Origin of the sequence: Mycetocola sp. JXN-3, assembly GCF_014522285.1 — a bacterium.
In the GTDB taxonomy this organism is placed as follows: domain Bacteria; phylum Actinomycetota; class Actinomycetes; order Actinomycetales; family Microbacteriaceae; genus Mycetocola; species Mycetocola saprophilus.
Genome location: NZ_CP041635.1, coordinates 2,915,603 through 2,929,524, shown reverse-complemented (window position 1 = coordinate 2,929,524; position 13,922 = coordinate 2,915,603). Strand labels below are relative to the sequence as shown.

General features: G+C 67.5%; 10 protein-coding genes and 1 rRNA gene. 5 read left to right on the top strand and 6 right to left on the bottom strand.

The features are described 5' to 3' along the window. The first annotated feature begins 28 nt into the window (after positions 1-28). Positions 29-145 (top strand): 5S ribosomal RNA (rrf, locus tag C7C57_RS13275). Positions 146-674: 529 nt separating this feature from the next. Here the strand turns inward: rrf and C7C57_RS13270 are convergent. From C7C57_RS13270 to C7C57_RS13255, 4 genes are all read right to left on the bottom strand, one after another. Continuing rightward, positions 675-3,005, bottom strand: a complete 2,331-nt coding sequence (locus tag C7C57_RS13270) for a transglutaminaseTgpA domain-containing protein (protein ID WP_187976788.1) — start codon at positions 3,003-3,005, stop codon at positions 675-677. Next, positions 3,002-4,255 (bottom strand): DUF58 domain-containing protein, encoded by a 1,254-nt coding sequence (locus C7C57_RS13265; protein ID WP_187976787.1) that lies wholly within the window; start codon positions 4,253-4,255, stop codon positions 3,002-3,004. Before C7C57_RS13265 ends, C7C57_RS13270 begins: the two co-directional genes overlap by 4 nt. A 1-nt stretch (position 4,256) precedes the next feature. Beyond that, positions 4,257-5,270: a MoxR family ATPase gene (locus tag C7C57_RS13260; RefSeq protein ID WP_187976786.1), complete on the bottom strand. Its 1,014-nt coding sequence runs from the start codon at positions 5,268-5,270 to the stop codon at positions 4,257-4,259. A 716-nt stretch (positions 5,271-5,986) separates the two neighbouring features. Further along, positions 5,987-6,469, bottom strand: a complete 483-nt coding sequence (locus tag C7C57_RS13255; protein WP_187976785.1) for a hypothetical protein — start codon at positions 6,467-6,469, stop codon at positions 5,987-5,989. Positions 6,470-6,715: 246 nt separating this feature from the next. On the opposite strand from C7C57_RS13255, the gene C7C57_RS13250 reads away from it, so the two are divergent. Genes C7C57_RS13250 through C7C57_RS13240 form a run of 3 tightly spaced genes read left to right on the top strand, consistent with a single transcriptional unit; the run spans position 6,716 to position 9,523 of the window. Continuing rightward, a complete protein-coding gene (locus C7C57_RS13250; RefSeq protein ID WP_370581412.1) occupies positions 6,716-7,705 on the top strand; it encodes a substrate-binding domain-containing protein in 990 nt (329 codons plus the stop codon). A gap of 1 nt (position 7,706) precedes the next feature. Then, positions 7,707-8,750 carry an ABC transporter permease gene (locus tag C7C57_RS13245; protein ID WP_187976784.1) on the top strand — a complete coding sequence of 348 codons (1,044 nt, stop codon included), beginning with the start codon at positions 7,707-7,709 and terminating at the stop codon, positions 8,748-8,750. Continuing rightward, positions 8,747-9,523 carry an ATP-binding cassette domain-containing protein gene (locus C7C57_RS13240; protein ID WP_187976783.1) on the top strand — a complete coding sequence of 259 codons (777 nt, stop codon included), beginning with the start codon at positions 8,747-8,749 and terminating at the stop codon, positions 9,521-9,523. Before C7C57_RS13245 ends, C7C57_RS13240 begins: the two co-directional genes overlap by 4 nt. Before the next feature lie 123 nt (positions 9,524-9,646). Here the strand turns inward: C7C57_RS13240 and C7C57_RS13235 are convergent, their stop codons facing one another. Next, positions 9,647-10,441 (bottom strand): alpha/beta fold hydrolase, encoded by a 795-nt coding sequence (locus tag C7C57_RS13235; protein ID WP_187976782.1) that lies wholly within the window; start codon positions 10,439-10,441, stop codon positions 9,647-9,649. Positions 10,442-10,448: 7 nt separating this feature from the next. After that, on the bottom strand, positions 10,449-11,888 hold the full coding sequence (locus C7C57_RS13230) for an XRE family transcriptional regulator (protein ID WP_030149080.1): 1,440 nt from the start codon (positions 11,886-11,888) through the stop codon (positions 10,449-10,451). Positions 11,889-12,017: 129 nt separating this feature from the next. Here C7C57_RS13230 and C7C57_RS13225 point away from each other — a divergent pair, with 129 nt between their 5' ends. Beyond that, positions 12,018-13,907 (top strand): phosphoenolpyruvate carboxykinase (GTP), encoded by a 1,890-nt coding sequence (locus C7C57_RS13225; RefSeq protein ID WP_255505692.1) that lies wholly within the window; start codon positions 12,018-12,020, stop codon positions 13,905-13,907. Positions 13,908-13,922 lie beyond the last annotated feature (15 nt).

Below are 13,922 nucleotides of genomic sequence, written 5' to 3'. Positions count from 1 at the left end.
CGTGTTGTTGGAGATATGTCAATAGTGTTTCGGTGGTTATAGCAAGAGGGAAACGCCCGGTTACATTCCGAACCCGGAAGCTAAGGCTCTTTGCGCTGATGGTACTGCAGGGGGGACCCTGTGGGAGAGTAAGTCACCGCCGGACTTCTTTACAACACATGTGTGTGTTGCAGGTTGAGAGCCCTGGCCTTATGGTCGGGGCTTTCCTTGTTTAACAGCACTATCGTGGTGCTGCGGCTGGTGTTTCTATCTGGTGCTGGTGTGATGTGATGCTGGCTGGTGGCCTTGTCCTGTGAGGGTGGGGCTTTTTGTGTTTAACCCGGGCGATGGGGTGTGTGCTGCTGGGGTTGTGGGCCTTGCCGGGAAGCGGCAGGGCCTTTTGTGTTTAATGCGGAGCTGTGGGGTGCATGCTGCCGCGGCCGTTGGCCTTGCCGGGGAGGGGATGGCCGAGGGCTTCGAGGCTCAAGCTCAGGGCTCGGGGCCTGGGTGTGGGTGTGGTGGGTGTGCGTGTGGGTTAGTGGCCGAGGCCGGAGCGGGCGACCAGGACTGCGATCTCTGTGCGGTTACGCGCACCCAGTTTGAGCTGGTGAGGGCGGGGCCCTTCTTGGACGTTCTCCGCTTGGCTTAGTGGTGACGCAGGCTTGAGGGAGGGAGCACGGGGCTCTCCGCCTGGGCTAGTGGCGACGCAGGCTTCGGGGGAGGAAGAATGCGCGCAGGCGCACACGGGCCGGCTGGGCCGCTCGCAGGGCGCGGATCGTCTCGGTACCCGCGGTGAGGGTCTGGAGCTGATCCCGGGTGGAAGGGTGCCGTGGGGTCTGCGGGTTCGCGTCTTGTGTCTGCGTCGAGGATGCGGGACGACGGTAGCTCTCGGCGTCGAGCGCACCGATGAGGTGTGCGAGGTGATCCGCGCTGACACCCGGGTACTCGCCGAGGCGTGCGGCAAACTCGCGCGAGGTTTCTCCGTGTGGGTGCTCGATTCCCAAATCGAGGGCCACCGCGTTCAGTTCCGTCCACACGGCCCCCGCCGGGGTCCCCGTACGTGCTCCCCGCGCAAACCCTCGTCCACGCTGCCAGCGGCGCAGCAGGGCCGGGACAACGAGGACACACAACAGAGCGAGCGCCAGGATCGCACCGAGGATGATCTCCGGACCCAACAGCAGGGCGGAGATGTTTGCACCGGGGCTCTTCGGCCCGGCCGACGGAGTGGGGGCGGAGGTCGGCGAAGTGGTGGGCGCGGAGGTGGGTGCCGATGTCGGGACGGAGGTGGGGGCAGTGGTCGGAGCCGTCGACGGGGTCGGTGCCACCGCGCCAAACTGGGCGGGCGCGCCCCGACTGGTGGTGGGCTCAAATGAGATCCACCCCGCGCCTTCAAAATAGAGTTCGGGCCACGCGTGCAACTGCTGAGAGGTTACCCGGTAGGTGCGATCGCCGGCGTCGTTGATCGTATCGGGGGTTCCCGGCAGATAGCCCACGGCGATTCGTGCGGGGATACCCAAGAGCCGGGACATGACCGTCATCGCCGAGGAGAAGTGCACGCAGTATCCGGTCTTGCGCTCCAGGAAGCTGGCAATAACCTCCCCGGCCGAACCGTCAAAGCCCTTTTGGACCGGTGCCTGCTCCGAGTAGGTGAAGTTATCGCGGAAATATGTCTGCATTGCCATGGCCCGGTCGTAATCGGTGTCGGCACCGGCGACCACCTGGCTCAGGACGTCTTGGATTTCCATGGGCAGATCATCCGGGAGTGAACGATATCGCTCGTCGACGCCGCTACCGCCGCCGGGGGTCGCCGCGCGCAGCTGTTCCGCCGTCGGCTCGGCCACGATGCTCTTGACCGTGTACTGCTGCGCGCGAGTGGTGGACATGTTGCTGTAGGCGGACAGCCCGGGAAGCTCCCAGAGCCAGTTGCCCAGAAGACCCTCGACGCTCGAGGGGGCGTAGGGCATCGGAAGCCAGTTCGTCGAGAGCGAATCGATGGTGATCGTGGTGCTGATCTCCGTGCGTGAGGTCTCGGCGGCGAGGCCCGGTGGACTCGGAAACGCATCCACCGTCGCGCCGGGGTTGCTGGAAAAGCCACGCGGCTGCCACAGCGTTCGGTCGAGGTCATCGATCGTGAACACCCGAAGATACGGTGCGTCCTCGGCCGTGGTTACATACTTGAGCGCCACGGTGTTGGAACCCCGCCGCAGGTCTTCACCCAGCGTGATGAGGGGGTTGATTCCGCTCTCAAACGGCCCCGGATGGGCGTTCACAGCCACCGGCGACGGGGCAATCGTCGTGGTCAGCGTCGGGGCGGCAATCAGCGCAACCACCACCGCCACGGCGGCCGCCGGAATCGCCGTCGGACGCAGTCGCCCCATCCGCTCGGTGTCGAACTGCCGGTGACGGGTGAGAGCCAACAGCAGCAGAATCGCGCAGCCCAGCGCCGCGAACGAAAAGTCATTGAGTGCGGGAACCGTCACCAACTGAGGCGCCGCGTACACGGCGATCGCCAGCAGAATCGCGACCAGCGGCAGGCGGGCCAGCAGGACCAGCGCGGCCGACACAAAGGCGATGACAACACCGGCCACGGCGATCAGGAAGGAGAATCCGGCATCCGGGCGCAGGGGTGCCACCCCCGAGGCCATATCGACCAGCCCCGTCCGGGTGAGCTCTTGGAATCTGAGTACCGTGCTGGGGGTCGGGATGATGCCCAGTAGAGCGGTTCCCGGTGCCGCGGCGGCGGTGAGCCCGCACAGCCCAACAACCGCGCCGACCAGCCAGGGGACGACGGCTCGAACCCACCCGGGTCCGGTAGCCCGCGGACGGCGAAACCAGATGAGGAGCGCGGCGATTGCCGCGTACATGAACGCCGAGATCACCAGAGGCGTGGTGATCCAGGAGGCCCCCACAAAGATGCTGCCGAAACCACCCAGTCCGGTTCCCACCACAAAGAGCGTGGCCGCGGCCTGGCTCACCGGTGCCAGGCGGTCGGAGACCGTGCAAGAATCCGTGACACTGTGACTCATGCGTGCCACCCCAGACGCGATCCACGCGCCGCCTCGGGGACGGGCAGGACGGTGCAGGACCAGCCCGCCGATTCCAATATGGTCAAAATATCCGCGGGAACATCATCGGTGAACAGTGCGGTTGCCGAGTCGATTGAGGCGGCGAGCGTCGCAAATTCGGCCGCCGCGGCGGGGGTGAGGCTGCCGAGGATTGCCAGCAGCGAGTTGCGCTGTGACACCAGCGGATACAGTCCGCTGATCGAGGCCGGGGTGGCGGTTGGCCGAATGCGTGCCAGCTCAAGCAGGGCGGGTTCGGCGATGGCGACTCCGCCGTCGAGTCCGCGCGAGGTCAGCGGAGTTCCCCCGGCGCAGAGCACCGGCTGCCATCCACGCTGGGCCGCATCAATCGAGGCGGTCGCGGCCAGGGACACCGCCCATTCGAATGCGGCATCAGACCCCTCGGCTCCACCCGGGGCGGGCCAGTGTCGAGCATCCACATCCAGGATGACAAAGAGACTCGGCGAGGGCGTGGCTTCCTCCTGGCGCACCATCAGCTCCCCGTGTCGCGCGCTCGCACGCCAGTTCACCCGCCGAATCGAATCCCCGGGGCGGTACACCCGGGGGATCGGATCATCGAGCCCGGACTCGCCGCGCCGCGCTACCCGGCCGGCCTGGCCGTCCACCCCCTGCCCGCTGAGGCCGCCGAAGGGAACGTGCGCGGCGGGCCGCGGCAACACGGTAATCTCGCTCGTTCCGCCGATGTGACGACGCAGCCGCATCACACCAAAGGGGTCGCCGAGGAGGGCCTCGACCGGCCCCAACCGATACAGGCCTCGGCGAAGCGCTCGCACGGTGGTACCCAGCTCAACCACCGATTCCCCCGAGGGGAGTCGCTTCCGGACGAGCGATTCGAGCGGAACCGAGAGGTCCACTGCCACCTCGGTGGGGAGCAGATCGTGCCAGTCCGAGGCCGCCACACGCGCCGCCCCGGGACCGGTGAGGCGCACCCGCAGGTGCATCCGGTCATCGGCCGTCAGCGAGGTCACCGGGAGCACACGCTCGGCCCGTACCGGGGCAAGGGGCCACAGCGATACCACCAGGGCCAGCGGAAAGATCGTCGCGAGGAGGAGGCCGGCCGCCATCAGCTGCACCGAGCCCAGGGACGTCGCGGTCACAAAGACGAGGATGACCACGATGATCAGACCCCAGCCGCGGACGGTGAGGGTGAAGCGCGCGTTGCGCCGGGAGGGCCGATGCGGCGCGCGGGCCATGCTAGCCCGCCTGACCCGAGTGCGGAACGGGGGTGTCGCGCAGGATGTCGGACAGGACATCGCCGATCGCGCTACCCGAGTGGACATCGTGTTCGCCGGCGCTTCTGCGGGTGGGAATCAGGCGGTGTTCCAGGACCGGCAGCACCAGGGCCGCCACATCGTCGGGGAGGACAAAATCGCGACCGTCCAACGCCGCCCGTGCCTTTGCCGCGCGCACCAACTGCAGGGTCGCGCGGGGGCTGGCCCCCAGCTTCAGATCGGGGTGAACCCGGGTCGCACGAATCAGGGCGACGGTATACGCCTCCACCAGCGGGGACACATAGACGTGCTGGGCCCAGGTGATCAGACTCTCCAACTCATCCCGGCCAACCACGGCGGTAATGCTGTCGAGAGGGTTGGCGGTGTTGCGCTGGCGCAGCATCTTCATCTCGGCATCGGCATCGGGATATCCCATCGAGATGCGCAGCATAAACCGGTCGCGCTGAGCCTCGGGCAGCACGTAGGTACCCTCCATATCCAACGGATTCTGGGTAGCGATCACGGTAAAGGGGTGCGGCAACCGGTGGGTTAGCCCATCGCTGGTGACCTGACGTTCGGCCATCGCCTCGAGCAGCGCCGACTGGGTTTTGGGGGAGGCTCGGTTGATCTCATCGGCGATCACGATGTGCGCAAACACCGCGCCCGGCTTGAACTCAAACTCGCCCCGACCGGCATCGTAAATCGAGACGCCGGTGATATCCGCGGGGAGCAGGTCCGGGGTGAACTGGATCCGCCCCACCGTGCAGTCCACGCTCGCGGCCAGGGCACGTGCGAGCGCGGTCTTGCCAACGCCCGGGACGTCCTCGATCAGCACGTGGCCCTCGGCCAGCAGCGCAATCAGGGCGAGCTTAGCGGGCTCGGGCTTGCCATCGATCACCGTCTCCACCCGGTCCAGGATGCGCTGGGCGACCGCGCGAAACTCCTCGGGGTTGCGCGCTTCGGCGGCGGGAGTGGTTTCGGGATGGGGGAGACTCATGCGAGGTCCTCTCGGTGGGAAACGGGGAGGGAGCGAAGACGATCGCGACGGAGCGCATATAGGCAGAAGAGGACCGTGAGATTGGCCAGCCCCACCAGTAGCAGGGGCGCGGAGAGCATGCGCACCGTCTCGTTAAGCTGCCACTGCTCCCGGACGCTGTCGCTAAACGACTCGACGTACATGCCCGAATTACTGGAATCGCTGAGATAAATCACGGTCCAGGCCCCGCCCGCCAGGCACAACGCGGTGAAGACCCAGAGCACAACCAGCCAGGGATTTCGCCCCGTCGCAGGGACACCCGGAGGCGGTGCGCCGGGCGATGCGGGCTGACCCCAGCTCTGGGGGGATCCCAGATGCGCGCTGGTTGGTGTGGCACGGCCCTCTCGCGCGGGATCCACGGGGATAGCGGGCGTCGAGACCTCGGTATCCACCCGCTCGGAGGTGCCCGACCGTTCCCGCCCGTCCCGGGGGCGAACCCGGGTGGGATCGGTGCGAGAATCCCGAGCTGACCGGCGAGATTCCTCGGCAGCGGGCGCGGACGCGCCGGTAAAACCGCGCTGGAAAGCCGGGTCAAAACGCGTGTCCACCACGTGTGCTCGCTTCCCGCCGCGACTGCGCGGCATCGGTTGGTGATTGCCCCGATCCTAGCGTCGCGCCCTGCCAGGCGGTAGGACATCCGGGAATGAGTCGGCCGGAGGGGCCGAGTGCGGCGACGGTTACCCCCGCTCGGCGGGGCCGAACCGGGGCTCGGGTTCGCGGTGCCGCAGGTCAAACCGAATCGCGCTGACCGCCAACCCGATGAGGAGTGCCAGTAGTCCCGTCACCAGGAACGGGAATGCCAGCAGGGTCAGCATCTGGATGAGCGGCTCCCACGGGTTGGGGGTGTCCGGATAGGCCTGATCGAAGTAGCCATTGGAGACGTAGCGCAGGCTCTGAGCGAAGATACCCAGCATCCCCAAGACAAACGTCACACCGCCCACGATCCAGAGGCTCAACACCCACGGGTTGCGGCGTCGGATCGGGGGCATCGCGAACTCGAAATCCTGGATGTCCTGGAAGTCCTGGGGCGGATGTCCCCAGGTCTGGGGTGTCCCTGCCCGGTCGGCGTACACCGTGGGCGGGGCCGCAGCCTCCTCGGGTGGACGCACCGATCCCGAAAACCCGCGCTGGAATGCCGGGTCAAATCGTGAATCCACCACGGTGCCTCGCTTCCTGCCGCTCGCGCGGCCTCGGTATGGAGTGCCCCGATCCTAGCGCGAATACCCGGGTCGTTCGCCGCAGCGGCGTGGCCGAGAACCGTGAGGAAAAACATCGTCCTGCTGCACGGATACCCGGTTGCGTGCACCGCAGAAACCGTGTGCGCCCCCGCGACGATAGGATCGAAACACCCTGGCTCGCGTCTTCCCCGCGCGACCGCATCCCCTCAATCAAAGGACATCCCCACCGTGACCCTGCGCCCCTGGACCCGACGCGCCCTGACCACCCTGGCCGGCGCCGGACTCGTTCTTACCCTCGCGGCGTGTGGGGGGCCCGCGGGTGTGGGCGGCGCCGAGGGGAAGGAAACCTCCCCCGGACCCGAATTGAAGATCGCCATGATCACCCACTCGGGTGCCGGCGATACCTTCTGGGACATCGTGCGCTCGGGGGCCGAGGCCGCGGCGAAGAAGGACCATGCCGAGCTGCTGTACTCCTCCGATCCCGATGGTGCCCGCCAGGCGCAGCTCGTGGATCAGGCCGTGGATCAGAAGGTGGATGGCATCATCGTGACCCTCGCCAAGCCCGATGCAGTGGCCTCCGCGGTGAAGGCGGCCGTGGCGGCGGGCATCCCGGTGGTGTCGATCAACTCCGGTGAGGATGCCTGGCAGGCCCTCGGCGTGCTGGCCCACTTCGGCCAGAATGAGACCATCGCCGGCGAGGCCGCGGGAACCAAGCTGGACGAGCTCGGGGCCAAAAAAGTCGTGTGCGTGGTGCACGAGCAGGGCAACGTGGGCCACGAGGCCCGCTGCGACGGCCTGGCCAAAACCTTCACCGGCAGCGTCGAGCGCCTCTACGTCAACGGTCAGGACATGACCAACGTGGCCTCCACGATCACCGCCAAGCTGCAGACCAGCCCCGACATCGACTATGTGGTCACCCTCGGTGCCCCGTTTGCGATGACCGCAATCGACGCGATCGCCGACGCCGGCAGCTCGGCGAAACTGGCGACCTTCGACCTCAGCGCCGACGCCGTGGACGCGATGAAGGCGGGCAAAATCCAGTTCATCGTGGACCAGCAGCCCTACCTGCAGGGTTACGAGGCGCTGGATAACCTGTGGCTGTACAAGACCAACGGCAACATCCTCGGTGGCGGAAAGACCGTGCTGACCGGACCGCAGATCCTGACCTCCGCCGACGCCGACAAGATCGCCGGCTTCGCCAAGAACGGTACCCGCTAATTTGAGTACCGGTGACCTGATTCGCGACGAGCGGGTGCGCGGACGCGGACTGTTTGAGCGCGTGTTTGTCCGGCCCGAGATCGGGGCGCTCGCCGCGGCCCTGGTGCTGTTTGTGGTGTTCGCCGCGGTGTCGCCGGTCTTCACCCAGCCCGCATCGCTGGCCACCATCCTGTACGGTGCGTCGACCGTGGGCATCATGGCCGTCGGCGTCTCACTGCTGATGATCGGCGGCGAGGTGGACCTCTCGGCCGGCGTGGCCGTGACCACCAGTGCCCTGACCGCCGCGCTGATCGCCTACTGGTTTGGCGGCAACATCTGGTGGGGGGTGCTGTTCTCGCTGATCGCCGCGCTCGCCGTGGGCGCGCTCAACGGGTGGCTCCTCACCCGGACCCGGCTGTCGAGCTTCATCGTGACCCTGGCGTCCTTCTTCATGCTCACCGGTCTGAACCTCGGCGTGACCCGAATGCTGACCGGCGGCGTCGCGACCCCCTCGATCGAGGCCGCGCCGGGCTATGAGCTGGGCCGAGAGATCTTTGCCGCCGACGTGCCCGTGTTCGGAATCACGATCAAGATCACCGTGTTCTATTGGATCGCGCTGGTGATCATCGCGACGTGGATTCTGCGTCGTACCCGGGTGGGTAACTGGATCTTTGCATCCGGCGGTGCCCCGGCGGCGGCCCGCGCCTCGGGCGTTCCGGTGCGCGCCACCAAGATCGGCCTGTACATCGGCGTGGGGTTCTGCGCCTGGCTGCTGGCCATGCACCAGCTGTTTGCGTTCAAGACCGTGCAGTCGGGGGAGGGCATCGGGAACGAGTTCCTCTACATCATCGCCGCGGTGGTGGGCGGATGCCTGATGACCGGCGGCTACGGTTCGGCGATCGGAGCGGCGATCGGCGCACTGATCTACGGGATGGCGCTCAAGGGCGTGGTCTATGCCGAGTGGAGCCCCGACTGGCTGAAGTTCTTCCTCGGCGCGATGCTCCTGGCCGCGACCGTCTTCAACGTCTATCTGCAGCGCCGCGCGGCCCGAGGGAGGACCCGATGAACGCCCCGCTGCTGAAACTGACCGGTGTGGGCAAGACCCACGGCAACGTGATCTCCCTGGCGGATGTGGACCTCGAGGTGCACGCCGGCTCGGTGACCTGTGTGCTCGGCGATAACGGTGCCGGCAAGTCCACCCTGATCGGGATCATCTCCGGCAACCACGCCCCGGACTCTGGAACCCTGGAGATTGACGGGATCCCCACGCGGCTAACCTCGCCCCGGCAGGCCCTGGAGCGCGGCATCGCCACCGTCTACCAGGACCTCGCGGTGGTGCCGCTGATGCCGATCTGGCGCAACTTCTTCCTCGGTCAGGAACTCACCCGCGGATGGGGTCCGCTGAGCCGGCTGGATATCGCCACGATGCGAGAGATCACCCGGCGGGAGCTGGCCGGGATGGGCATCGACCTGCGCGATGTTGACCAGCCCATCGGCACCCTCTCCGGCGGGGAACGCCAGAGTGTGGCCATTGCCCGGGCCGTGTACTTCGGTGCGCGCATCCTCATGCTTGATGAACCCACCGCGGCGCTCGGGGTGAAACAGTCGGCCCTCGTGCTGCGGCATATCCGGCACGCGCGTGAGCGCGGACTCGGGGTCATCTTCATTACCCATAATCCGCGTCACGCGATGCCGGTGGCCGATCGATTCCTGATTCTGGGCCGCGGCCGCACGATCGGAGCCTTCCCACGTGAGGAGGCCAGCATCGAGCGGATCACCGCGCTGATGGCCGGCGGGGACGAGCTGGACGAGCTGCTGCGCGAGCTGGACGGGGACTAGCGCTCGAGGTTTGCGCCGTCGGCACCGTGTTGGGCAGGCAGCTGCCGGGAAGACCGGGGCGCCGTTCCCGAGATCGTCGCTCGAAGTGAGGGGCTGCGGGTCGAGGCGGGTTACTCCGCGGGACTAAACCTGGTCGCGGTGGCGCACTAAAAACTCGACCGCCGCGTCCTTGAAGGCACGGGCACCCACGGCGTTGAGGTGACCTCGGCCGGGGATCTCCACAAACTCCGCCCCGGCATCCGCGGCAAGGGCCCGGCTGCCCGGGGCCACCGCATCCTTTTCGCCGGTGGCCAGCAACATCGGCGGGGTGGGGGCCGCCCCCAGGGCCGCGTGCTCGCCGCCGCGTACACCCTCCACCACGGCGATGAGCGCGTCCAGCCGGTTCCCCGGCACCCCCTCGGCCATGCGGACATAACCGGCGGTCAGCGGATCCGGGATCGGGGTGCCGTGGTCGCGGTAGGCATAGGCCGCGGGGGCATCAAAGGTGGTGAGCGGGTCGCCCTCGGGCATGCCGCCGAGCACCAGGTCGTACAGCAGTTCGGGACTCTCCCTACCCAGCCGCCATCCGGTTCGAGCGCCCATCGAATAGCCCAGGTAGTGGGCGCGCGGGACGCCGTGGTGGGCGAGAACCGCGCGCGCATCCGAGGCGAATAGGCTCAGGGAGTAGCGGGCGGGGTCGGCGGGGGCATCGGAGGATCCGTGCCCACGCAGGTCGAAGGCGAGCACACCAAAGCCCGCGCGGGTGAGCTCGCGCGTCCATCCACTCAGCTCCCAGTTCAAAAAGGCGTGGGAGGCGAAGCCGTGGACCGCGAGCACCGTGGGGGCGCTCGGATCCTCGTAGCGATAGGTTGCCAGGCGCAGCCCATCGGCGGTGGTGACAAACTCGGTCGGGACGCTTGGTTCGGTGGGAATCAGCATGCCGCGCCTAGCCCGCGTGCCGCTCGAGAAACTCGTACACCTCGGTGTCGTCCACCCCGGGGAAGGTGCCGCTGGGCAGCGGGGAGAGGATGTGGGCGTGCAGGCGTGCGCTGGGCCAGGACTTGTCCTGCCAGCGGTTCACCAGGTCCTTCGCCGGGCGGCGGCAGCAGGCGGCGTCCGGGCAGGTGCTGGTCGCTCGGATCGAGGTTTCGCGTCCGCGGAAGTACTTGGACTGGTTGAACGGAACGCCCACCGAGATCGAGAACTCGCCCGCGTCCGTGGACCCGGTCTGGGTGGCACACCAGAAGGTACCCGCGGGGGTATCGGTGTACTGGTAGAACTCGGTGGTCCGGTTGGTGCGCTCGAACGCGGCCCGGGCGGCCCAGTGCCGGCAGATGATCTGGCCCTCGACGGCACCGGTGATATCGGAGGGCAGCGGGAGACCGTCGTTGGCGAAGACCTTGGCTACCGCACCCTGCTCGTCCACCCGGAGGAAGTGCAGCGGCATCTCCAGCTGTGAGGTCATCAGGTTGGTCAGGCGAATGCCCGCGGCCTCGTGGGTCACACCAAACGCATCGCGGAAGTCCTCCACCGCCAGGTTGCGCTCCCGCTTGGCCGCCTGGAGGAAGGAGACGGCGGCGGTCTGCGGCATCAGGCAGGCGGCGGCGAAGTAGTTGATCTCCATTCGCTGCAGCAGGAACTGCGCGTAGGAGGTGGGCCGGGTGTGGCCCAGCAGACGGTGGGCCATCGCCTGCAACGCCATCGAGCGCAGGCCGTGCCCGCCGGGGATCGAGGCCGGGGGCAGGTAGATCCGACCGTTTTCCAGGTCGGTCACCGAGCGCGCCGAGTGGGGGAGATCGTTGACGTAGATGAGCTCGAGTCCCAGCTGCTGGGCCATGATCGACACCGTGCGGTGGGTAATGGCCCCGGTGGTGTGGCCGCTGGCGCGCACGCGCTCCTCGGCGATCTTCTCGATGTCGGGAAGGTAGTTATCCACCGCCCGCATCTTCTCGCGCAGTTCGGTGTTGGCCCGGCGGGCCTCCTCGGGGGTGGCCACCGCCTCGGTCGCGCGACGCTGGAGTTCGTGGTGCAGACCGACGATCGAGGCCAGGGCGTCGTCGGCCAGGCCGCGGGTTACCCGGATGGGCGGCAGTCCCAGCTCGGTGAAGACCCCGAGCTTCTGCGAGCGTTCAAGCTCGATCTCCAGCGCCGCCCGCGGAGACGGGGCCTCCGAGGTGAGCAGGTCGGCCAGGTTGAGGCCCAGGGTCTGCGCGATCTGCTGGAGGGAGGAGAGCTTGGGTTCACGCTTGCCGTTCTCGATCAGCGAGAGCTGACTTCCGGCCAGGCCCACCGATTCCCCGAGTTGATCGAGGGTTAGGCCGCGGGCGGTGCGGAAGTGTCGAATCCGTTTGCCAAGGGTCGCAAGATCTGCGGAGATACCGGTCATCTCTTCATCATAGGGAAAGAATCACGGTTCTTAACACCAAATTACAGCCGTTTTCTTCGATTTTCGCGCGCAGGATGGGGTTAGTGGTGAAACTTACACCGCATCCACTCGGCCGAAGGAGACCGTGAGATGACGATGATCGACCAGCGACACGATGCCCAGACGAAGACCGAAGCGGTCCGTGGCGCCGCTCAAGACGGTGCCGCGACCGGAGCCGCCGCGACGTATCCCGCGGCCGCCGGTGTGCCCGCGGCGCTCGCCGAGTGGGTCGCCACGATCGCCGCGCACACCCGCCCCGACCGCGTGGTCTGGTGGACCGGAACGCCCGCCGAGGTCACCGCGCTGCAGGATGAACTGGTCGCCGAGGGTAAGCTGATCCGTCTGAACCCGGAGCTGCGTCCCGACTCGTTCCTTGCCCGCAGCAATCCGGATGATGTGGCGCGGGTGGAATCCCGTACGTTTATCTGTAGCGAGGATCCCGCCGACGCCGGCCCGACAAACAACTGGCATGAACCCGCCGCGATGCGCGCCGAACTGAGCGCGCGCTTTGCCGGCAGCATGCGGGGACGCACCATGTTTGTGGTCCCGTTCAGCATGGGGCCGGTGGGCGGTCCGCTCTCCCGGGTGGGTGTGCAGCTCACCGATTCGGGCTACGCGACGCTCTCGATGACCATCATGACCCGGACCGGATCCGCGGTGCTGGACGAGATCGAACGCGGTGCCGACTGGGTGCGCGCAATCCACTCGGTGGGTGCGCCGCTACTGCCCGGCGAGGCCGATGTAGCCTGGCCCTGCAATCCGGAGAAGTACATCGTTCAGTTCCCCGAGACCCGCGAAATCTGGTCCTTTGGGTCCGGCTACGGCGGAAATGCGCTGCTGGCAAAGAAGTGTTTTGCGCTGCGGATCGCCAGCGTTCAGGGCCGGGACGAGGGCTGGCTGGCCGAGCACATGCTGCTCATGCGGCTGATCTCGCCCGAGGGGCGTGCGTTCCACATCGCCGGGGCCTTCCCCTCGGCCTGCGGCAAGACGAACCTGGCCATGCTGCGCCCGGATCTGCCCAGCTGGCGGGTGGAAACCCTCGGTGACGACATCGCCTGGCTTAAGCCGCGGCAGGACGGCCGGCTCTGGGCGATCAACCCCGAGGCCGGATTCTTCGGGGTCGCGCCGGGCACCAACGCCAAGACCAACCGGGCGGCCATCGAGATGCTGGCCGCGCACACGATCTTCACCAACGTCGCGCTGACGGCCGAGGGAGACGTGTGGTGGGAGGGCCTGACCGACGTGCCGCCCGCGGGGCTGACCGATTGGCAGGGTAACCCCTGGGATCCGTCCTCGGGGGCCCCGGCCGCACACCCCAACGCCCGTTTCACGGTGGCCGCCGAGCACTGCCCGACCGCCGCCGAGAACATCGGTGAGGCCGTACCGGTGGACGCGATCCTGTTTGGTGGACGCCGCGCGAGCACCGTGCCGCTGGTCACCGAGGCGCGAGGGTGGGCGCACGGGGTTTACCTCGGTGCCACGATCGCCAGCGAGACCACGGCCGCGGCCGAGGGTGCCACCGGCATCGTGCGCCGCGATCCCTTCGCGATGCTCCCGTTCTGCGGGTACCACGTGGCCGATCACTGGGCACACTGGCTGCGCATCGGCGAGCGGCTGGATCCCGACCTGGCCCCGCGGATGTACCGGGTCAACTGGTTCCGACGCGATGCCGAGGGCGGGTTCCTCTGGCCGGGATTCACCGAGAATGCGCGGGTTCTTGCCTGGATCGCCGGCCGCATCACCGGTGCGGCCGAGGCGAACGAGACGGCCATCGGTGCGGTCCCGCTCGCCGCGGACATCGCGGCCGATGGGCTGGGCGCGGACCGCCTCAGCCGGCTGCTGACGGTGGACCCGGTCGAGTGGCGCTATGAGGTCGAGCGCGAGGCCGAGTTCTTTGGTGGAGTCGGGAACCGGTTGCCGCTCGAGGTTTCGGGGCAGCTGGCCGAGGCACGCATTCGGATCGCCCGGGCGTTCGGATGATCGTGTTGGTCGTGC